At 75.3% G+C, this 20,927-nt stretch carries 6 protein-coding genes and 1 pseudogene; 2 read left to right on the top strand and 5 right to left on the bottom strand.

Translation table 11 applies throughout. The features are described 5' to 3' along the window. Positions 1–42 precede the first annotated feature (42 nt). Positions 43–471, bottom strand: coding sequence for an OsmC family protein (locus tag GXP74_RS23570; protein WP_182453236.1), 429 nt, complete (start codon positions 469–471; stop codon positions 43–45). 174 nt (positions 472–645) lie between these two features. On the opposite strand from GXP74_RS23570, the gene GXP74_RS23565 reads away from it, so the two are divergent. Further along, entirely contained in the window at positions 646–1,806 is a 1,161-nt protein-coding gene (locus GXP74_RS23565; protein WP_182453235.1) for a hypothetical protein, read from the top strand. Positions 1,807–1,822: 16 nt separating this feature from the next. Here the strand turns inward: GXP74_RS23565 and egtD are convergent, their stop codons facing one another. From egtD to egtA, 4 genes and pseudogenes are all read right to left on the bottom strand, one after another. After that, on the bottom strand, positions 1,823–2,794 hold the full coding sequence (gene egtD, locus GXP74_RS23560) for an L-histidine N(alpha)-methyltransferase (protein WP_370468564.1): 972 nt from the start codon (positions 2,792–2,794) through the stop codon (positions 1,823–1,825). Between the two features lie 79 nt (positions 2,795–2,873). Further along, positions 2,874–3,716, bottom strand: coding sequence for an ergothioneine biosynthesis protein EgtC (gene egtC, locus GXP74_RS23555; protein ID WP_182453233.1), 843 nt, complete (start codon positions 3,714–3,716; stop codon positions 2,874–2,876). Continuing rightward, positions 3,716–5,085, bottom strand: a pseudogene (egtB, locus tag GXP74_RS23550) (ergothioneine biosynthesis protein EgtB). Before egtB ends, egtC begins: the two are co-directional and overlap by 1 nt. Continuing rightward, a complete protein-coding gene (gene egtA / locus GXP74_RS23545; RefSeq protein ID WP_182453232.1) occupies positions 5,082–6,392 on the bottom strand; it encodes an ergothioneine biosynthesis glutamate--cysteine ligase EgtA in 1,311 nt (436 codons plus the stop codon). The pseudogene egtB and the gene egtA overlap by 4 nt, the downstream one beginning before the upstream one ends. 253 nt (positions 6,393–6,645) lie before the next feature. On the opposite strand from egtA, the gene GXP74_RS23540 reads away from it, so the two are divergent. Further along, positions 6,646–20,922 carry a type I polyketide synthase gene (locus GXP74_RS23540; protein ID WP_182453231.1) on the top strand — a complete coding sequence of 4,759 codons (14,277 nt, stop codon included), beginning with the start codon at positions 6,646–6,648 and terminating at the stop codon, positions 20,920–20,922. Positions 20,923–20,927: the final 5 nt, after the last annotated feature.

The following is a 20,927-nucleotide window of genomic DNA, read 5'->3' as shown; positions in this document are numbered from 1 at the left end:
CGACGGCGGCTCAACCGTGCCGACCGCTGAACGCGGCGCCGGTCAGAGCAGCTCGGCGGCGAGAGTGATGTTCTTCACCCCGGCCAGCGCCTGGCTCACCGGGCAGTTCTCCTTGGCGTCCTGCGCCGCGGCCTGGAACTCCTCCGCCGACAGGCCGGGGACCCGGGCCTTGACGGTCAGCTGGATCGCGGTGATGCCCTCGCCCGGCTGGAAGGTCACCTCCGCCCGGGTGTCCAGGGCCTCCACGGTGAAGCCCTTGCCCGCCAGACCGTGCGAGAACGCCATCGAGTAGCAGGCGGAGTGGGCCGCCGCGATCAGTTCCTCCGGGCTGGTCTGCCCGTTCGGCTGCTCGGAGCGGGAGGCCCAGCTCACGTCGAAGGTGCCGATCTCGGAGGACTCCAGGGCGACGGAGCCCCGGCCCTTGAGCAGATTGCCTTCCCAGTGGGTCGCGGCGATGCGGGTCGTTGCCATACTGGAGTGCTCCTTGGATGTGGAGTGACAGCTGTGCCCTGCCCCCACACCCTACGAGTTGACGCACCAGGACACGAGCAGCCACGGCCGCGCGCTGCGGCCGCGCCCCGCTCCGGGGCGGCCGGGCGGGCCCGGGTCCCGGCGTTTGACGGGTGCGGCGGGTAGCGTGCTGCCATGCGGATCAACGGGGCGGAGACGACGGCGGGTGTCGCGGCACGCGGGCACATACTCCTGATCGGCGGCGCGGGCACCACCCGGCGCGGCCAACTCACGCGCCCGGAAGCCAGCTTGGCCCTGCTGGCAAGCGTGCCCACAGCCGCCCTGCTGGCCAGTGAGCTACCGGCCGACATCGTCCAGCTGGTCGACCCGGCCGAGCCGCAGGCGCTGCTCGGGTACCTGCGCACCGCCGCCGCTGTCCCCGGCCCGCTGCTGCTGGCCCTGGTCGGGGTGCTCACCGCCGACCGCCGTCAGCACGAGCTGCATCTCGCGCTCGGCCGTACCCGTCCGGACAACGTCCGGTACACCGGGCTGCCCTGGAGCTGGCTGGCGACCGAGCTGGGCCGCCGTCCGGCCGGGAGCACCACGGTGCTGGCGGACCTGGTCGCGGACAAGGACGCCTGGGCGGTGCTGGGCGCGCGCGGCGGCGCGGCGCTGACGGCCGACGTCCCGCTGTGGGGGCAGGTCAGTCCGCCGGACACGGACATCGAGACGGTGGCCACCCCCTACACCCGGGCCCTGGTGGACCTGCTCCGCCGCTCGACCGGGCGCAGCACGCTGGCGGACCTGCACCTGCTGGCGGTGAGCACCGCGCGGCTACCGGAGCGGGCCCTGGCACTGAGCGCGGCCCACGCCGCCGCGGCCGTCGGCGCGGCGGTGCCGGTGCCGCCGCCGCGCGACGCGGCGCCCGAGCCGGGGACGGCGGAGTTGCTGGCCGCGAGTGCGGCGGCCTGCCAGGCCGGGGACCTGGAGGCGGCCCGGCGGCTGGCCCGGGAGGCGGAGCAGCAGGCGGCCCGGGCCGGCGGTTCCGGCTCGGCCCCGGCGGTCGCGGCCCGCGAGGCCCGCGCGCACCTGGCCCGGCTCGGCGGTGACCTGGCCGCCGCCGCCGAACTGTGGCGCGGCGCGGCCGAGGACCGGCTGGTCCTACAGGCCCCGGACGCCCCGGAGGTGCGGGCCGCGGTCGACAACGCGCACGCCTGCTGGGCCGGGATCACCGACCGGCGCGCCGCCGCCGACCAGGGCCCGGCCCTGCTCGCGCTCAGGCGCCGGGTACCGGGCCCGGAGGGGCGCGGACTGCTCGCGGCCGAGCGGCAGTTGGAGCGGGTCCGGCGGCCTTGACCGGCCGGACCGTGGATCAGTGGGCGGTGGCCAGGATCAGCGCGAAACCGGCGTCGGTGTCGGCCCAGAGCCGATCCGTGCGCAGGCCGGCGGCGGCCAGTTCTGCCTGTAGCCCGTCGGTGGTGAACTTCGCGCTGGATTCGGTGATCCAGTCCTCGCCGTCCTCGAACCGCACCGCCAGGTCGAGCCCCCGGATCTTGACCCGCTGCTCGACCCGGCTGCGCAGCCGCATCTCGATGTGCTGTTCGGCGCTGTTCCACACCGACAGGTGGTCGAACGCGTCCGTGTCGAAGTCGGCGTCCAGCTCCCGGTTCAGGATCCGCAGCAGATGCCGGTCGAACTCGGCGGTGACCTCCTGGCTGTCGTCGTAGGCGGCGATCATCTCCGGCTCCGGCTTGACCAGGTCGGCGCCGATCAGCAGGAAGTCCTCGGGGCGCATGATGCCGCGCAGCGCGCGGAGAAAGGGGCCGCGTACGGGCCGACGGAAGTTGCCCAAGGTGCTGCCGAGGAAGGCGAAGAGACGCGGCTCCTCGTCGGGCAGCTCCGGCAGGGCGAGCGGAACGGTGAAGTCGGCGCGCAGGGCGTGCAGGGCGATGCCCGGATAGTCCTGGACCAGTTGCGCGCCCGCCTGGTGGAGCGCGTCCGCACTGACGTCCACCGGGACGTAGTGCAGGCCGTTCGGCCCCAGGGCCTCCAGGATCAGCTTCGATTTGGTGGAACTCCCGGAACCGAGTTCCACCAGGCTGCGGGCTCCGGTGCGGGTGGCGATCTCGGCGGCGTGGAGCAGGAGCAGCCCCAGCTCCGCACGCCATACGGGGTACTCGGGGAGCTGGGTGATCTGCTCGAAGAGTTCGCTGCCCCGGCCGTCGTAGAACCACTTGGGCTCTGTGGTCTTCGGGGTGCGGGTCAGCCCCTCGCGGATGTCGGCACGCAGGGCCCGGGCGTAGTGCTCGGCGGGCAGGGTGTCGGTGTAGCCGTAGGTGCGGATGCCAGTCATGGGTGCCTCGCTTCGGTCGACGCCACGGGCGCGGGTGCGGTGAGGGTGCGGTGATCCGGCGTATCGGTGCTCACGGGTACGCGATCCTTTCCGCTACCGGCCGCGGGGCCAGGGGAGACAGGGGAGACAGGGGCGTGATGCGGACGGAGGCCGGGGTGGCCAGCAGCAGGGAGCGCTCGGGCACCTCCTGCCAGCCCGCGGGGTCGTCGGGCCGGGGTTTCTCCGACCGGGTTTCGTCGGGCCGGGGTTCGTCGTCCCAGGGTTCGGAGGCGACGGTCACGGTGCCTGCGGCGGCGCGGTACCAGAGGCTGTCGCCCCAGCGGATGGCGGCGATGCTGTGGCCGTCGGTGAGCAGCAGGTTGAGCCGGGCCCGTGGGCGCACGGTGGCGGTGAGCCGGGTGACCTCGGCCAGCGCGGTGGCGGGCGGATCGCCCGAGCGGAGCCGGTCGTGGACCAGCAGCCACAGCAGTGCCGAGTCGCTCTGCGCGGCCAGCCCGAGCAGCATCGGCGCCGACGGTGACAGGCCGCAGTCCTCGGTGAGTTGCCGCCAGTCCGCTACCGCGCCGTTGTGGCTGAACAGCCAGGGCCCTTCGCCGAAGGGCGCGTTGGCGGACTCGTCGGGGCTGCTGCCGGGGGTGGCGTCGCGGACGGCGGCGAGTACCGCGCCGCTGCGCAGGCTCCGGGCCAGGTCGGGCAGGTTCGGGTCGGCCCAGATCGGCACCGCGCGCCGGTAGCGGGCCGGGGTGCCGTCGCCGTGCTCGGGGTACCAACCGAGGCCGAAGCCATCGGCGTTGACCGTCCCGTGGGACTGCCGACGCGGGGCCCAGGACTGCTGGTACAGGCCGTGGACGGGAGTCAGCAGCAGCTCCGTGAGGGCGACCGGCGGTCCCAGGTAGGCGAAGTGACGGCACATCAGTCCACCCCCTGGTCCCGGGCGGTGCGGAAGCCGGAGAAGATCTGCCGCCGGATCGGGAAGTCCCAGTTGCGGAAGGTCGACCGGCAGGAGACCGGCGCGGTCCCGAACGAGCCGCCGCGCAGTACCTTGTAGCCGCCGTCGAAGAAGACCTCGGAGTACTCGCGGTACGGGAAGGCGACGAATCCGGGGTAGCCGTCGAAGTCGGTGGACGTCCATTCCCAGACGTCGCCGAGGAGTTGGCGTGCGCCGCAGGGGGCGGCGCCGTCCGGGTAGCTGCCGGTGGGGCGGGTTCGAGATGCCGCTGCCCGAGGTTGGCGTGCTCCGGTCCCGGATCGGCGTCGCCCCACGGGTTGCGCCGGGTACGGGAGTTGACGCTGTCGTGGCGGGCGGCCTTCTCCCACTCGGCCTCGGTCGGCAGCCGCCGCCCGGCCCAGCGGGCGTACGCGTCGGCCTCGTACCAGCAGACGTGGACCACCGGTTGCTCCGGCGGCACCGGTTCGGTCCGGCCGAAGCGGCGGTGCAGCCAGTCCCCGCCCTCGCGCCGCCAGAACAGCGGTGCTGCCAGCCCGGCCTGCTGCCGGTGCTGCCAGCCCTGTTCGCTCCACCAGCGGGGTTGCGCGTAGCCGCCGTCGTCGATGAAGCGCTGGTAGTCGGCGTTGCTGACCGGGGCGGTGTCCAGCCAGTACCCGGGCAGGTCCACGGTGTGGGCCGGGCGCTCGTTGTCCAGTGCCCATGGGTCGGTGCTGGTGCCCATGGTGAACGGGCCCGCCGGGACCAGGACTTCGGACGGCAGCCGGGCGGCGTCGGGCGGCGCGGACGGGGGAGCGGGGGCGTCGAGTACCGGCGGCCCCTGCCGGAGCTGGTGGGTGGCCAGCATGGTCTCGTCGTGCTGCTGCTCGTGCTGGGCGACCATGCCGAACACGAAACCGCCGTCGAACAGCGGTCCTTCGTCCCACCGGGCCCGGGCGAGGACGTCCAGGGCGAGACCGCGCACCTCGGCGTCGAACGCGCGGGCCTGGTCCGGCCCGAGCAGCGGCAGCGCCGGGCGGGCGGCGCGCGGATGCTGGAACGCGTCGTACACGGGGTCGAGTTCGGGCCGCAGCGCGGGGCGGTTACCGGCGGCGCGGACCAGCCAGATCTCCTCCTGGTTGCCGATGTGCGCGAGGTCCCAGACCAGGGGCGACATCAGCGGCGAGTGCTGGGCCATCAGCTCGGCGGGGTCCAGGCAGTCGGTCAGTGCCAGCGTCCGGGCCCGTGCGGCCTCCAGTGCCGCTCGGGCACGGGCCCGGAGCGCCTCCGCGCCGCTGCCGGTGGCGGGACCGGCCGCGGCGGCCGGGGCGTGGGTGAGGACAGGACGGTCGCTCATCGCGACGCTCCTTCCGGGAGTCGTGGCCCGAGCCCGAGGCCCAGGGCGTCCAACTGGTCGTCGGCGGGGCAGCGCCCGCGCTGCGGATAGCGCCGGGCGAAGTCGGCGACCGCGCGCCGCATCGGCTCCGGCACACCGGAGCGCGCCAGCGCGTCCGAGGCGGCGTCGAAGCAGGCCCGGGCGGCGGCGCCGAGCACCGGGTCGGACGGGCCGTGGCGGGCGGCGTCCAGCCAGACCGGCCACGGCGGCAGCTCCGCGCCGCCGGTCAGCGCCTCGGTCGCGCGATAGGCGGCGCGGGCCGCGACCGGGTCGTCCAGCAGGGCGGTGACCAGCAGCGTCGGCACCATCCAGGTGTCGCCGCACTGGGCGTCGATCATCCGCAGCTCCAGCCAGCCGCGCGGCCGGACCGGGGGGAACAGCGTGGTCAGGTGGTACTCGGCGTCGTCCAGCGTCGGTCGGCGCTCGGAGGCGGCGTCGCGCAGCCAGGAGCGCAGCGGGGTGTCCGGCGGCGCGGTCCACGGCGCCGGTTCGGGGCGGCGCAGGCAGAGCAGCCGCGCGTCCAGCGCGTAGCGGGCCCAGGCGGCGCGGGGATCGGGGTCGGCCTCGGGCGGGCGGGTGCGACCCGGGTCCATATGCGCCCAGACGGCCTGCCGGGTCGACCGCCAGCCGGACGGGATCCCCTGCCACAGCGGGGAGTTGGCGAAGGCGGCGACCAGCACCGGCCCCAGCCGGTGCACCAGCGTCCAGCGGAAGCGGTAGCCGGTGGTGCCGTGGCCGTTCACGGCGGCGGCGCCGGTCCACGGGCCGGTGTCCTCCCCGGCGTCGACGTTGACCTGGACGGACGCGGTGGCGCGCATCATCATCCGGCCCCAGTGGCCGGCGGCGTCGAAGTACGCCTCCATGGCCCGGTAGCGGGGCAGGTCCAGCACCCGCTCGGGGGAGCGGTAGGGCTCCAGACCGCGGCCCTCCAGCACCAGACCGGCCAGGCCGAGCGCCGCGCGCAGGTCGGCCAGGTCCGCGGCGGTCTCCCGCAGGCAGCCGACCGGGCTGGTGGCCGGGCGGGAACTCAGCTCCACCTGCCCGCCGGGCTCCAGGGTGATCCGGCCTCCGTTCGGCAGCTCGCCGGTCGGACCCAGCTGGGCCAGCGCGGCCCGCAGCCGCTCGACCGGAACCGGAGCCAGCGGGTCCAGCTGGTCGCGGACCAGCCACTCCAGCTCGACCCCGGTGCGCCGGGGCGGACCGGTCTTGAAGCAGACCCCGGCGATGTGCGCCAGCGCCTCGTCCTCCCTGAGCCACAGGCCAGTCATGGTGCTCCTCTCCGCCCGCCGCCTTTCGGTGATCGGTTCGGCACGTGTCGAGTATCGGTCGGGGCCGCCCTGCGAGCATCTTGAGCCATCACGCGCCCAGGGAAACCGCAGGTCAACGTGTTACTGGTGAGTAAAGGGTCGGGGCGGGCAGGGTGCCGTAGCGGTGTCGCGGCCTGCGATATCGGGGTGCTATCCGGCTCCGCGACGATCTCAGGAGCAGGGCCGACTCGCCGTGAAGGAGCTCTGAGACGCGATGGTGCAGCCAACCGGTACCGGATCCCCACTGCTGTGGTTGCTGGGCGGCGACGGCAGGCAGGCGCTGGCGGCCCGGGCGCGACGGCTGCGCGAGCGGCTGTCCGAGCGGCCGCACTGGCACCCGGCGGACGTCGGCCGGTCCCTGGCCGGGGCCGCTCCCGCCGCCCCGCGCCGGGCCGCGCTGGTCGCCGACAGCCGGGAGGGCTTCCTGGACCTGCTGGGCGCGCTGGCCGACGGCCGGGGCGCGCCCGGGCTGGTCGAGGGCGGCGCGGCCGGTGGCGAGGTCGCCTTCGTCTTCCCCGGGCAGGGGGCGCAGTGGCCGGGGATGGCGGCCGAGCTGCTGGAGACCTCCGCGGTGTTCCGGAGCCGGATGGACGAGTGCGCGCAGGCACTGGAGCCGCACCTGGACTGGGCACTGCTCGACCTGCTGCGGGACCCCGCGCCGACGTCCGAGCTCGACCGGGCGGACGTCGTCCAGCCCGCGCTGTTCGCGGTCACCCTGTCGCTGGCCGCGCTCTGGCGGCAGCACGGTGTGGAACCGGCGGCGGTGCTCGGGCACAGCGTCGGCGAGATCAGCGCCGCGGTCGTCGCCGAGGCGCTGACCCTGGACGACGCGGCGCGGGTGGTGGCGCTCTGGAGCCAGGCCCAGGCCACGCTGGCCGGACGCGGCGAGATGGTCTCGGTCATGGCCGCCCCCGACGAACTGGGCCGGTGGCTGGAGCCCTGGGCAGGCCGGCTGGTCCTCGCGGCCGTGAACGGCCCCCGGTCGGTGATCGTCTCCGGCGACGCCGACGCGGCCGGGGAACTGCTCACCGAGCTCGGCCGGAGCGGGGTGCACGCGCGGCGGATAGCCGTGGGCCTGGCCGCCCACTCCCCGCACATCGACCGCATCCTGCCCAGGCTGCGCACCGATCTGGCCCCCGTCCGGCCCCGTCAGGGACGGCTGCCGTACTACTCGGCGCTGACCGGCGACCTGCTGCCCGATCCGGTGCTGGACGCCGACTACTGGTGCCGCAACCTGCGCGGTACCGTCCGCTTCGAGCAGGCCACCCGGGCCCTGCTGCGCGACGGCCTCGGGGTGCTGCTGGAGGTCAGTCCGCACACCGTGCTGACCTCGGCGATGCGGGACTGCGTCGAGGACAGCGGCGCGGACGCCCTGGTCCTGGGCACGCTGCGCCGTGCCCGGGGCGGCAAGGACCAGTTCCTCGGCGCGCTGGGGGAGTTGTGCGTGCGCGGCCAGGAACCGGACTGGGACGCGGTGTTCGCCGGACACGGGTCGTCGGCCGACGGCGGAGCCGTCGACGCCCTCGATGTCGTCGAGCTGTTCGACGCGGATCGGCAGCCCCCCGGTGACGACGCGTCGTTCCCTTCGCCGGCCGAGGAGTTGGCGGGGCTGACGCCGGTGGAGCAACGTGCCGCGCTGCTCGCGCTGGTGGTCGGCGAGGTGGCGGCGCTGACCGGGCGGCCCGGCCCGCTGCCGGAGCACGCGGCCTTCCTCGACCTGGGCCTGGACTCGGTCACGGCGGTCGAGTTGCGCAACCGGCTGAGCGCGGCAACCGAACTGCGGATCCCGGCCACGGCTGCCTTCGACCATCCGACTCCGGCCGCCCTGGCGGCGTTCCTGGGTCGGGCGCTGCTGGGTACCGGGCCCGACGTCGCAGCGGAGGCGGTGCCGCCGGTGCGGGCAGCGGACGACGATCCGATCGTGATCGTCGGCATGGGCTGCCGCTATCCCGGCGGAGTGGGTGACCCGGAGGGGCTCTGGCAGCTACTGGTCAACGAAGTTGACGCGGTGTCAGCATTCCCGGAGGACCGTGGCTGGGACACCCGGGGCGGTTATGCGGCAACCCCCGGCACCCCCGGCCGGTTCTACCAGCGTGAGGCCGGATTCCTGGGCCAGGCAACCGAGTTCGACGCGGAGTTCTTCGGCGTCTCGCCGCGTGAGGCGCTGGCGATGGACCCGCAGCAGCGGCTGCTGCTGGAGACCAGTTGGGAGATGTTCGAGCGGGCCGGAATCGACCCGACCACGTTGCGCGGCAGCCGCACCGGGGTCTTCGTCGGCGCCATGACCATGGACTACGGCCCGCGCCTGGAGGACGGCGCGGACGACGGTGGACACCTGCTGACCGGCAACACCGGCAGTGTCGCCTCCGGCCGCCTGGCCTACACCCTGGGCCTGGAGGGAGCCGCGATCACCGTCGACACCGCGTGCTCCTCCTCGCTGGTGGCGCTGCACCTGGCGGTCCGGGCGCTGCGGGCCGGCGAGTGCGCGATGGCGGTGGCGGCGGGCGTGACGGTGATGTCCACCGTGGGCATGTTCGTGGAGTTCAGCCGCCAGGGCGGCCTGGCCCCGGACGGCCGGTGCAAGGCCTTCGCCGCCGGAGCCGACGGATTCGGCCTGGCGGAGGGGGTGGGGGTGCTGTTGTTGGAGCGGTTGTCGGATGCGCGGCGGTGTGGGCATGCGGTGTTGGCGGTGGTGCGTGGTTCGGCGGTGAATCAGGATGGTGCGAGCAATGGTCTGACGGCGCCGAGTGGTCCGGCGCAGCAGCGGGTGATCCGGGCCGCGTTGGCGGACGCCGGACTCACCGCCCCGGAGGTGGACCTGGTCGAGGCGCACGGCACCGGAACCCGTCTCGGCGACCCGATCGAGGCCCAGGCGCTGCTGGCGACGTACGGCCAGCAGCGGTCGCCCGAGCGGCCGTTGTGGCTCGGCTCGGTGAAGTCCAACATCGGCCACACCCAGGCCGCCGCCGGGATCGGCGGGGTGATCAAGTCGGTGCTGGCGATGCGGCACGGCGTCATGCCGAGGACGCTGCACGTCGACGCCCCCTCGCCGCAGGTGGACTGGTCGGCGGGGGCGGTGGCCCTGCTGCGCGAGGCGACACCCTGGCCGCAGACCGGGCACCCGCGCCGGGCCGGGGTCTCCTCCTTCGGGATCAGCGGGACCAACGCGCATGTGGTGCTGGAAGAAGCCCCGGCGGAGGCCGAGCCCGAGCCCGGGCCCGGCGCGTCGCCGGGGGCGGCGGCGCTGCCGTGGCTCCTCTCCGCCCGCAGTGGGCAGGCGCTCGCGGACCAGGCCCGCCGCCTGCTGGACGCCGTCACCGCCGGTCCCGACCTGCGGATCGAGGACGTCGGCTACACCCTCGCCACCGGGCGGGCGGGACTCGGCCACCGGGCGGTGGTCGTGGGCGGTGGCCGCCCGGAGTTGCTGGCAGGGCTGGCTGCGTTGGCGGAGGGGCGGCCGGGGGCCGGGGTGGTGTCGGGGGTGGTGTCCGCACCTGGTCGGACGGTGTTGGTGTTTCCGGGTCAGGGTGGTCAGTGGGTGGGGATGGGTGGGGTGTTGTTGGGTGAGTCGTCGGTGTTCGCGGGGCGGATTGCTGAGTGTGAGCGGGCGTTGGGGCCGTTTGTGGATTGGTCGTTGTCTGAGGTGTTGCGTGATGGGGTTGGTTTGGGGTTGTTGGGTCGGGTGGATGTGGTGCAGCCGGTGTTGTGGGCGGTGATGGTGTCGTTGGTGGAGGTGTGGCGTTCGTTGGGGTTGGTGGTGGATGGGGTGGTGGGGCATTCGCAGGGGGAGATTGCGGCGGCGTGTGTGGCGGGGGTGTTGTCGTTGGGTGATGGGGCGCGGGTGGTGGCGTTGCGGAGTCGGGCGTTGGGGGTGTTGGCGGGTGGTGGTGGTATGGCGTCGGTGCCGTTGTCGGAGGGTGAGGTGTTGGGGTTGGTGGGTGGTGGTGGGTTGTCGGTGGCGGCGGTGAATGGTCCGGGTTCGACGGTGGTGTCGGGTGAGGTGGGTGCGGTGGTGGGTTTGGTGGAGGGGTTGGTGGCGCGGGGGGTGCGGGCGCGGTTGATCGAGGTGGATTATGCGTCGCATTCGCCGCAGGTGGAGCGGATTCGGGAGCGGTTGTTGGGGGAGTTGGCGGGTGTCAGGCCCGGGCGTGGTGAGTTGCCGTTGTTCTCCACGGTGACCGGTGGCTGGTTGGACACCACGACCATGGACGCCGAGTACTGGTACCGGAACCTGCGCCAGCGGGTGGAGTTCGAGCCCGCGATCCGGTCCCTGGCCGGGGCGGGCTTCAGCACCTTCGTCGAGGTCAGCCCGCACCCGGTGCTGACCGGGTCGGTACAGGAGTCGGCCGCGGCGGCCGGGGTCGAGGCCACCGTGCTGGGCACGCTGCGACGCGGCGAGGGCGGCCTGGACCGGGTGCTGCTGTCGCTCGCCGAGGCCCAGGTCCGGGGGGTGTCGGTGGACGTGACCGGCCTCTTCCCGGGGGCCCGGCCAGTGGAACTGCCCACGTACCCCTTCCAGCGCCGACGCTACTGGCTGACCGCGCCGAAGCGGCCCGCCGGTCCGGCCCCGGACGACCTCTGGGCGCGGCAGGACCCGGGTCGGCTGGCCGCGGATCTGGGCGTCAGCCGCCAGGCGCTGGATGAGGTCCTGCCCGCGCTCGCGGGCTGGCAGGCGGCGCGGACCAGGGAGCTGCGCGCGGACTCCTGGCGCTACCGCGTCGGCTGGCGTCCGGTACCGGTGTCGACCGCCGAGCGGTTGGACGGACGCCTGCTGCTGGTCCTCCCGGAGACCGCCGACCAGGACCTGGAGCCGGACGACGGGGTGGTGGCGTCGGTGGCGCGGTCCCTGCTCGGGCTCGGCGTCGACCTGGAGCAGGTCGTCGTGCCCGGTCCGGCGGTCGGCCGGGCGGAACTGGCGGCGCTGCTGACGGCGGCGGTCGACGGTCGGCCGGTGGCCGGGGTGCTGTCGCTGCTGGCCTGGGAGCCGCGTCCGCATCCGGCGCGGCCGGACCTGCCGGGAGCGTTGTCGCTCACCCTGGCGCTGGCCCAGGCGCTCGGGGACGCCGGGATCGGCTCCCCGCTGTGGCTGCTGACCCGGGGCACGGCGGTGCTCGGCGCGGCCGAACGCCCCGGCAGCCCCGTCCACGCCGCCGTCGCGGCGCTCGGCCGGACGGTGGCGCTGGAGCACCCGCAGCGCTGGGGCGGCCTGGTCGACGTGGCCGGGGCGCTGGACGAGCGGGCCGCCCGGCGGCTGTGCGCGCTGCTGGCGGGCGCGGCGGCGGGGGAGGAGCAGCTGGCGGTGCGGTCCACCGGGGTCCACGGGCGACGGCTGCTGGCCGCGCCGGTGCGTCCTTCCGGCGGCGCCGACCGGTGGCGTCCGCGCGGCACGGTGCTGGTCACCGGCGGTACCGGAGCGGTCGGCGCGCACGCGGCGCGCTGGCTCGCGGCGCAGGGCGCGGACCGGCTGCTGCTGGTCAGCCGCCGGGGCCCGGACGCGCCCGGGGCGCAGGCACTGCGCGCGGAGCTGGAGGGCGCGGGAGCGGCGGTGCAGCTGGTCGCCTGCGACACCGCCGACCGGGCCGCGCTGGCCGCCGTGCTCGCCGACGTACCCGAGGAGTTCCCGCTCACCGCCGTGGTCCACGCGGCCGGGGTGCTGGACGACGGGGTACTGGACGCGCTCACCCCCGAGCGGTTCGCCGTCCCACTGCGGGCCAAACTCACCGCCGCGCGGAACCTGCACGAGCTGACCGCCGGGCTCGACCTGTCCGCCTTCGTCGTCTTCAGCTCGGTGATGGGCGTGGTCGGCAACGCCGGGCAGGGGAACTACGCGGCGGCCAACGCGGCCGTCGACGCCCTGATCGCCGAGCGTCGGGCGGCCGGGCTGCCCGGGACGGCCATCGCCTGGGGCGCCTGGGCCGGTGGCGGGCTGCTCACCGGCGGGGTCGCCGACCGGCTGCGGGAGCTGGGCCTGCCGGTGATGCCGCCGGAGACGGCGGTCACCGCGATCGGGCGGGCGCTCGCCGAGGACGACGCGCTGGTCCTGGTGGCCGACGTGGACTGGCGGCGCTTCGCCGCCGGTACCGGACTGCGCTCCGCCGCCCTGCTCGACGCGCTGCCGGACCAGCGCCAAGGCACGGACCAGGGCGCGGGCCCCGCTGCTGCCGACCCCGCCAGCGCCGCGGGTTCGGTCCGCGCGCGGCTGGCGCTGGAGGCGGGGGACGCCGACCGCCGTCGGCTGCTGCTCGACCTGGTGCGCGGCCACGCGGCGGCGGTGCTCCGGCACCCTTCGGCCGACGCGGTACTGCCCGACCAGGTATTCGCCTCGCTCGGCTTCGACTCGCTGACGGCGGTGGAACTGCGCAACCGGCTCGGCACGGCCACCGGCCTCGGCCTCCCCGCCACGCTGCTGTTCGACCATCCGACCCCCGCCGCGCTGGCGGACCGGCTGCTCGCGGAGCTGGGCGGCGGGCCCGCGTCCCCGGAGCCGACGGCCGACGCCGCGCCGACCACGGCCGACGCGTGCGAGCCGATCGCCGTCGTCGGCATGGGCTGCCGGTTCCCGGGCGGGGTCGAACGCCCGCAGGACCTGTGGCGGCTGCTCTCCGAGGGCACCGACGCGATCGGGGACTGGCCCCCGGACCGGGGCTGGGACGCGGACCGGCTGTACGACCCCGACCCCGACAAGCCGGGCACCACCTACAGCCGCAGCGGTGGGTTCCTGCACGACGTCAGCGGCTTCGACGCGGAGTTCTTCGGCATCTCGCCGCGCGAGGCGCTGGCGATGGACCCGCAGCAGCGGCTGCTGCTGGAGACCTCCTGGGAGGCCGTCGAGGCGGCGGGGCAGGACCCGGCCGCGCTCAAGGGCCGACAGGTCGGCGTGTTCTTCGGCACCAACGGCCAGGACTACCTGTCCCGGCTGGCGGGCGCGCCGGGGGCCTCGGAGGGCCACCTGCTCACCGGCAACACCGCCAGCGTGCTCTCCGGGCGGGTGTCCTACGTCCTCGGCCTCCAGGGCCCGGCACTGACCGTGGACACCGCCTGCTCCTCCTCCCTGGTCGCGGTCCACCTCGCGGTGCAGGCGCTGCGCCGCGGCGACTGCGAGCAGGCCTTGGCCGGTGGCGTGACCGTGATGAGCACACCGAAGCTCTTCGTCGAGTTCAGCCGCCAGCGCGGACTCGCCGCCGACGGGCGCTGCAAGGCGTTCTCGGCGGCGGCGGACGGCACCGGCTGGGGGGAGGGCGCCGGGGTGCTGCTGCTGGAACGCCTCACCGACGCCCGACGCCACGGGCATCCGGTCCTCGCCCTGATCAGCGGCAGCGCGGTGAACCAGGACGGCGCCAGCAACGGCCTGACCGCCCCCAACGGCCCCGCCCAGCAGGCGGTCATCCGCGCCGCCCTCGCCGATGCCCGGCTGCGGCCGGAGCAGGTCGACGCGGTCGAGGCCCACGGCACCGGGACGGTCCTCGGCGATCCGATCGAGGCGCAGGCGCTCCAGGCGACGTACGGGCAGGACCGGCCCGACGGGCAGCCGCTGTGGCTCGGCTCGGTCAAGTCCAACTTCGGGCACACCCAGGCGGCGGCCGGGGTCGCCGGGGTGATGAAGATGGTGCTGGCCATCCGCCACGGCGAACTGCCGAGCACGCTGCACGTCGACACCCCGAACCCGCACGTCGACTGGTCCGCCGGGCAGGTCCGGCTGCTGACCGAACGCACGGACTGGCCACGGACCGGGCGACCGCGGCGGGCCGGTGTCTCCTCCTTCGGCATCAGCGGCACCAACGCCCACGTGATCCTCGAACAGCCGCCGGAGACCGCCGAACCGGTCGCGCAGGCCCCCCGGCCCGGCCCGGGCCGACCGCTGCTGCTCTCCGCCCGCAGCCCGCAGGCGCTGCGCGCCCAGGCCGAGCGGCTGCGGACCAGGCTGGCCGAGACCGGCGTGCAACTGGCCGACGCGGCGTACTCGTTGGTCTCCGGACGGGCGCCGCTGGAACACCGGGCGGCGGTCCTCGGGCGGGACCAGGCGTCCGTGCGCCGCGCGCTGCGGGCCCTGGCGGTGGGCAAGCGCTCGGCCACGCTGCTGACCGGCGTGGTCGCCCCGCCCGGCCGCACCGCGTTCCTCTTCCCCGGGCAGGGCAGCCAGCGAGCCGGGAGCGGGGCCGAGCTCTACCAGGACGACCCGGTCTTCGCGGACGCCCTCGACGAGGTGCTCACGGCACTCGCCCCGCACCTGGCCCCAGCCCCCGAACTCCCGCTGCGGGACGTCATGTTCGCCGCCCCGGGCACCCCCGAGGCACTGCTGCTGGAGCGCACCCGCTACACCCAGCCCGCGCTGTTCGCGCTGGAGACCGCCCTCTTCCGGGTGCTCCGGCACTGGGGGGTACGGCCCGACCTGCTGCTGGGGCACTCGATCGGCGAACTCGCCGCCGCCCACGCGGCGGGCGTGCTGGAGCTGCCCGACGCCTGCGCCCTGGTGGCGGCGCGCGGCCGGCTGATGGACGCGCTGCCCGAGGGCGGCGCGATGGTCGCGGTCGAGGCCGCCGAGGCGGAGGTCCGGCAGGCGCTGCACGACGCGGGCGCGAGCGACGGCGTCGACATCGCCGCCGTCAACGGCCCCAAGGCCACCGTGCTGTCCGGCGACGGCGACGAACTCCAGCGCCTGATGCAGGAGTTCCGCGTCCGGGGTCGACGCACCAAGAAACTGACGGTAAGTCATGCATTCCATTCGGCCCGGATGGACGGCATGCTCGACGCCTACCGGGCGGTGGCCGAGGGCCTGTCGTACTCCGCCCCGCGGATCACGGTCGTCTCCAACCTCACCGGGGAGGTCGCGACCGAGCAGCAACTGCGCTCGCCGGAGTACTGGGTGCGGCAGGCCCGGGACAGCGTGCGCTTCCTGGAGGGCGCGCGCAGGCTGCGGACCGAGGGTGCGACGACCTATGTCGAGGTCGGACCGGGCAGTGTGCTGTCCGGGCTGCTGCCGGGATGCCTGGCCGACGCGGCCGACCCGGCGGAGACGGCGGAGACGGCGGAGGCGGCCGGTTGGCAGGCGCTGCCGCTGCTGCGTGGCAGCCGGTCGGAGACGGGCGCGGTGGAGGCGGCGCTGGCCGCGCTGCACCTGCGCGGCGTCCCGGTGGACTGGTCCGCGGGCGGCTCGGCCGGGGCCACGCGGATCGATCTGCCCACCTACCCCTTCCAGCACGTGCGTTACTGGCCCGCCCCCGAAGTCCCGGCCGTGGCGGCACAGTCGGGGTCGGACGCCGAGCTGCGCCGACTGGTCGACAACGACGACCCGTCAGCCTTCGCTGCCGCACTGCGACTTGATGAGAAGGCAGAACTCAGTGCGGTCCCGCAGGCGCTGGCCGCCTGGCTGTCCCGGCGGGAGTCGCAGAGCGCGGCCGACCGTCGGCGCTACCGCGTCGAGTGGTGCCCGCTGGCCCCGGCGCCGAGCCCGCGACTGGTCGGCGGCTGGCTGCTGGTGGTCCCGGACGGGCAGGCCGACGAGGAGGCCCGGGCCTGCGAACGCGCGCTCCGCCGCCACGGCGCCGAGGCCGTGGTGCTCCGGGTGGGCCCCGGAGCCGGACGCGCCGAACTGGCCGGGCTGCTGGCGGACACGGCAGCCGGGACGGCCGGGGTGCTGTCGCTGCTGGCCCTCGCCCCCGGCCGTGATCCGCGCCGTCCCGAGCTGGCGGCTGGACTGTCCGGGACGCTGCAACTGATCCAGGCGCTGGGCGACGCCGGGCTGAGCGCACCCCTGTGGTGCGCCACCCGGGGCGGCGTCAGCGTGGACGGCGCCGACCCGGTCGACCCCGGGCAGGCCCAGGTGTGGGGCCTCGGCCGAGTGGCGGCGCTGGAGCATCCGCAGCGCTGGGGCGGCCTGGTCGACCTGCCGGAACACCTGGACGCCCGCGCGCTGGACGTCCTGTGCGCGGTGCTGGCCGGGGTCGCCGGGGAGGACCAGGTCGCGATCAGGCCCTCGGGACCGCTGGGACGGCGGCTCGGCCGGGCCCCGGTCGCCGCCCCCGACACCCGGACGCCCTGGCAGCCGCGCGGCACGGTGCTGATCACCGGCGGCACCGGCGGCCTGGGCGCCGCGCTGGCCCGGCGCCTCGCCGCCCAGGGCGCCGAACACCTGGTCCTGCTGAGCAGGCGCGGCCCGGACACCCCGGACGCGGCCGGACTCAAGGCCGAACTTGCCGCGCTCGGCGCCCGGTGCACCCTGCCGACCTGCGACGTCAGCGACCGCGCCGCGCTGGAGGCGGTGCTGGAGCACCTGGCCGCCGCCGGTGAGCCGGTGCGAGCGGTCGTCCACGCGGCGGGACGCAGCTCCGACACACCGGTCGCGGAGCTGACGCTCGACCGGCTGGCCGAGGAGACGGCCGCCAAGACCCGTGGCGCCGACCACCTCGACGCCCTGTTCGACCACCCGACGCTGGACGCCTTCGTGCTGTTCTCCTCGATCTCCGCGACCTGGGGCAGCGGTGGCCAGGGCAGCTACGCCGCCGCCAACGCCCACCTCGACGCCCTCGCCGATCGGCGGCGGGCTCGCGGGCTCGCGGCGACCTCGGTGGCCTGGGGCCCCTGGGCGGGCGCGGGCATGGCCGAGGGCGAGGTCGGCGAGGGCCTGCGCCGCCACGGGCTGGTCCCGATGGAACCGGAGACGGCGCTGGACGCGCTGCTCCGGGCGGTGGAACCGGGCCCGAGCGCGACAGTGGTCGCCGAGATCGACTGGGACCGGTTCGCCCCGGTGTTCCAGTCGCGCCGCGACAGCGCGCTGCTGCGCGGACTGCCGGAAGTCCTCGGCGCGGACACCCGGGAGCTCGCCGCGCGGACCGCCGACGGCACGGAGCCCAGCGGTGGCGACGTCGGCGCCGACGCCGAGTGGCGGCGCGCCGTGCTGGACCTGGACGGCCCCGAACGCGAGCGGCTGCTGCGCGAGTTGGTCCGCACCGAGGCGGCGGCGGTGCTCGGCCACGACTCCGGCGCGGGCGGCGTCCAGGCCGACCGGCCGTTCCGGGAGGCGGGCTTCGATTCACTCACCGCCGTCGAACTGCGCAACCGCCTGATCACCGTCACCGGCCTGCCGCTGCCGCTGACCTCGGTGTTCGACCACCCCACCGTGACCGAGCTGGCCGGGTACCTGAACCGGGAACTGACCGGCGCCGCCGAGGCGGGCAGCGCACCGGTATCCGTCGCCGCCGCCGTGCCGGCCGGTGAGCCGCTGGCGATCGTGGCCATGGCCTGCCGCTTCCCCGGGGGTGTCCGCACGCCCGAGGACCTGTGGCAGCTGGTGGCCGAGGAGACAGACGCGGTAGGGGAGTTGCCGACCGACCGGGGCTGGCCGCTGGAGGCCCTCCAGGCCCAGGACCCGGACCGGCCCGGGACCTTCTACACCACCGGCGGCGGATTCCTGGACGGCGCGGGCGAGTTCGACGCGGAGTTCTTCGGCATCTCGCCACGCGAGGCGCTGGCCATGGACCCGCAGCAGCGACTGCTGCTGGAGACCAGCTGGGAGGCGCTGGAGCGGGCCGGGATCGATCCCGCCTCGGTGCGCGGCAGCCAGGGCGGCGTCTACGTCGGCGTGGCCGCCCAGGGCTACGGCAGCGGCCCGCAGGACCCCACCGCCGACGTCGAGGGACACCTGCTCAGCGGCACCGTCACCAGCGTCGCCTCCGGCCGCATCGCCTACACCCTGGGTCTCGGCGGCCCGGCCGTGACCGTGGAGACCGCCTGCTCCTCCTCGCTGGTCGCGCTGCACCTCGCCGGACAGGCCCTGCGGGCCGGGGACTGCTCGTTCGCGCTGGTCGGCGGCGCCGCCGTGATGGCCAGCCCGGACGCCTTCGTGGAGTTCAGCCGCCAGCGCGGCCTGTCAGCCGACGGCCGCTGCCGCTCCTTCGCGGAGGAGGCCGACGGCACCGGCTGGGGCGAGGGCGTGGGCGTGCTGCTGGTCGAGCGGCTGTCCGACGCCCAGCGCCGGGGCCACCAGGTACTGGCGCTGGTGCGCGGCACCGCGGTCAACCAGGACGGCGCCAGCAACGGCCTGACCGCCCCCAGCGGACCGGCCCAGCAGCGCGCGATCCTCGCCGCGCTCGGCAGCGCCGGACTCTCCGGCGCCGACGTCGACCTGGTCGAGGCCCACGGGACCGGCACGGTACTTGGCGACCCGATCGAAGCTCGGGCACTGATGCTGACGTATGGTCAGAATCGGCCGCAGGAAAGTCCTTTGTGGCTGGGATCACTCAAGTCCAACATCGGGCACACCCAGGCCGCCGCCGGTGTGGCCGGGGTCATCAAGACGGTGATGGCGCTGCGGCACGCCGTCCTGCCGAGCACCCTGCATGCCGGGCAGGCGTCGAGCCGGATCGACTGGTCGGCCGGGGCGGTCCGGCTGCTGGACCGGGCCCGGCCGTGGGAGACCGACGGCCGCCCGCGTCGAGCCGGTGTCTCCGCCTTCGGCATGAGCGGGACCAACGCCCACGCGGTCCTGGAACAGGCGCCCGCGGACCCCGCCGGGACTCCGGACCAGCCGCCCGCCCCCCGGTCGGCACAGCCGCTGCCCTGGCTGCTCTCCGCCCGGACCCCGGCCGCGCTGCGCCGCCAGGCCCGGCGACTGCGGCAGCACCTGGACCGCGAACCCGCGGTCGGACCGCTTGAGCTCGCCCACGCCCTGGTCACCAGCAGGCCCGAGCTCCCCTGCCGGGCGGCTGCCAGCGGCAGCGACCTGACCCGGCTGCCGGAATGGCTGGACGCGCTCGCCGAGGGGCTCCCGGTGCCCGGCGCCGAGCAGGGCCGGGCCCGAGCCGGCCGCACGGTCTTCGTCTTCCCCGGCCAGGGCTCGCAATGGCTCGGCATGGCAGCCGAACTCCTGGACAGCTCCACGGTGTTCGCCAAGGCCATCGCCGACTGCGACCGAGCGCTGGCGCGATGGACCGACTGGTCGCTGACCGACCTGCTCAGCAACAGTCCTGACGCACCCTCACTGGAACGGGTGGACGTGGTCCAACCGGCGCTGTTCGCGGTGATGGTGGCCCTGGCGGAACACTGGCGCGGCGCCGGAGTCCGGCCGAACGCGGTGGTCGGCCACAGCCAGGGCGAGATCGCCGCCGCCTGCGTCGCGGGCGCGCTCTCCCTGGAGGACGCCGCCCAGGTGGTGGCGCTGCGCAGCCGGGCACTGCTCCGGCTCGCCGGACGCGGCGGCATGGTCTCGGTCGCGGCCTCCGCCCAGCGGGTCCGCCAACTGCTGCCGGACGACGGGCGGATCTGCGTCGCCGCCGTCAACGGCCCCGGCGGGGTGGTGGTGGCGGGCGAACCGCCCGAGCTGGCCGCGCTGCTGGCGGACTGCGCCGCCCAGGGCCTGCGTGCCCGCCCGATCCCGGTCGACTACGCGGCGCACTCCGCCCAGGTCGCCGAGATCGAGGACGAGCTGCGGGCCTCGCTGGCCGGACTGCGGCCGACTCCCACCGTGGTCCCGCTGTACTCCACGGTGACCGGGGCCCCGGTCGCCGGGACCGAACTGGACGCCGACTACTGGTACCGGAACCTGCGCGAGCCGGTCGCCTTCGCCGACGCCACCCGCGCCCTGCTGGACACCGGACACGACCTCTTCATCGAGGTCAGCCCGCACCCGGTACTGCTGGCCGGGATCGAGGGCGTCGCCGAGGAGGCGGGCCGCGAGGTCGCGGCGGTGGGCACGCTGCGCCGTGGCCACGGCGGGCCGGAGCAACTGCTGTCCGCCCTCACCGAGGCGTGGTGCGGCGGCGCGACGGTGGACTGGCGCGGGCTGCTCCCGGGGCGGGCGGACGCACGGCCGGTACCGCTGCCCACCTACCCCTTCGAGCGGGACCGCTACTGGCTGCCCACCCCGGGCCGCGCCGGGAGTTTCGCCAAGGAGCCGGCCGACGGGACAGTCGAGGCCGCGCCGGACGACGCCGGGTCCGAGGACGACATCCCCGGACGGCTTGCCGCGCGGCTTGCCCCGCTGGACGCGGCGGGGCGCTACCGGGTGCTCCTGGAACTGGTCGTCGACCATGCCGCGGCCGTCCTCGGGCACGCGGGCACCGGTGCGGTGCGTCCCGAACGTGCCTTCGCCGAGGCGGGTTTCGACTCGATGCTGGCGCTGCGGTTCCGCAACCGGCTGTCTGCCGCCACCGGTCTGCGGCTCGCGGCCACGGTGGTGTTCGAGTATCCGACCCCGGCCGCGCTGGCAGCCCATCTGCACGAGCAACTGGCCGGGGAGGAAGACCCGTTGGCGCCACTGCTGGCCGACCTGGACCGGCTGGCGGTGGCCCTGGCCACGGTCGCACCCGGCACCGCCGGGGCCGACCAGGTCGGTGACCGGTTGCAGCAACTGCTGCGCGGCTGGGGGCGGAGCACGGGCGCCGCCACCCCGGCACCGGCCGGACCGGCGGACCGGTTGCCGCAGGGCACGGCCACGGCGACGGCCGACGAACTCTTCGCACTGCTCGACAACGACTTCGGCACCAACCGCGCCTGAGAGAG

Source organism: Streptacidiphilus sp. P02-A3a (assembly GCF_014084105.1).
GTDB lineage: Bacteria > Actinomycetota > Actinomycetes > Streptomycetales > Streptomycetaceae > Streptacidiphilus.
Note: the sequence above shows the minus strand (reverse complement) of the source record. Positions and strands in the feature narration are given on the sequence as shown.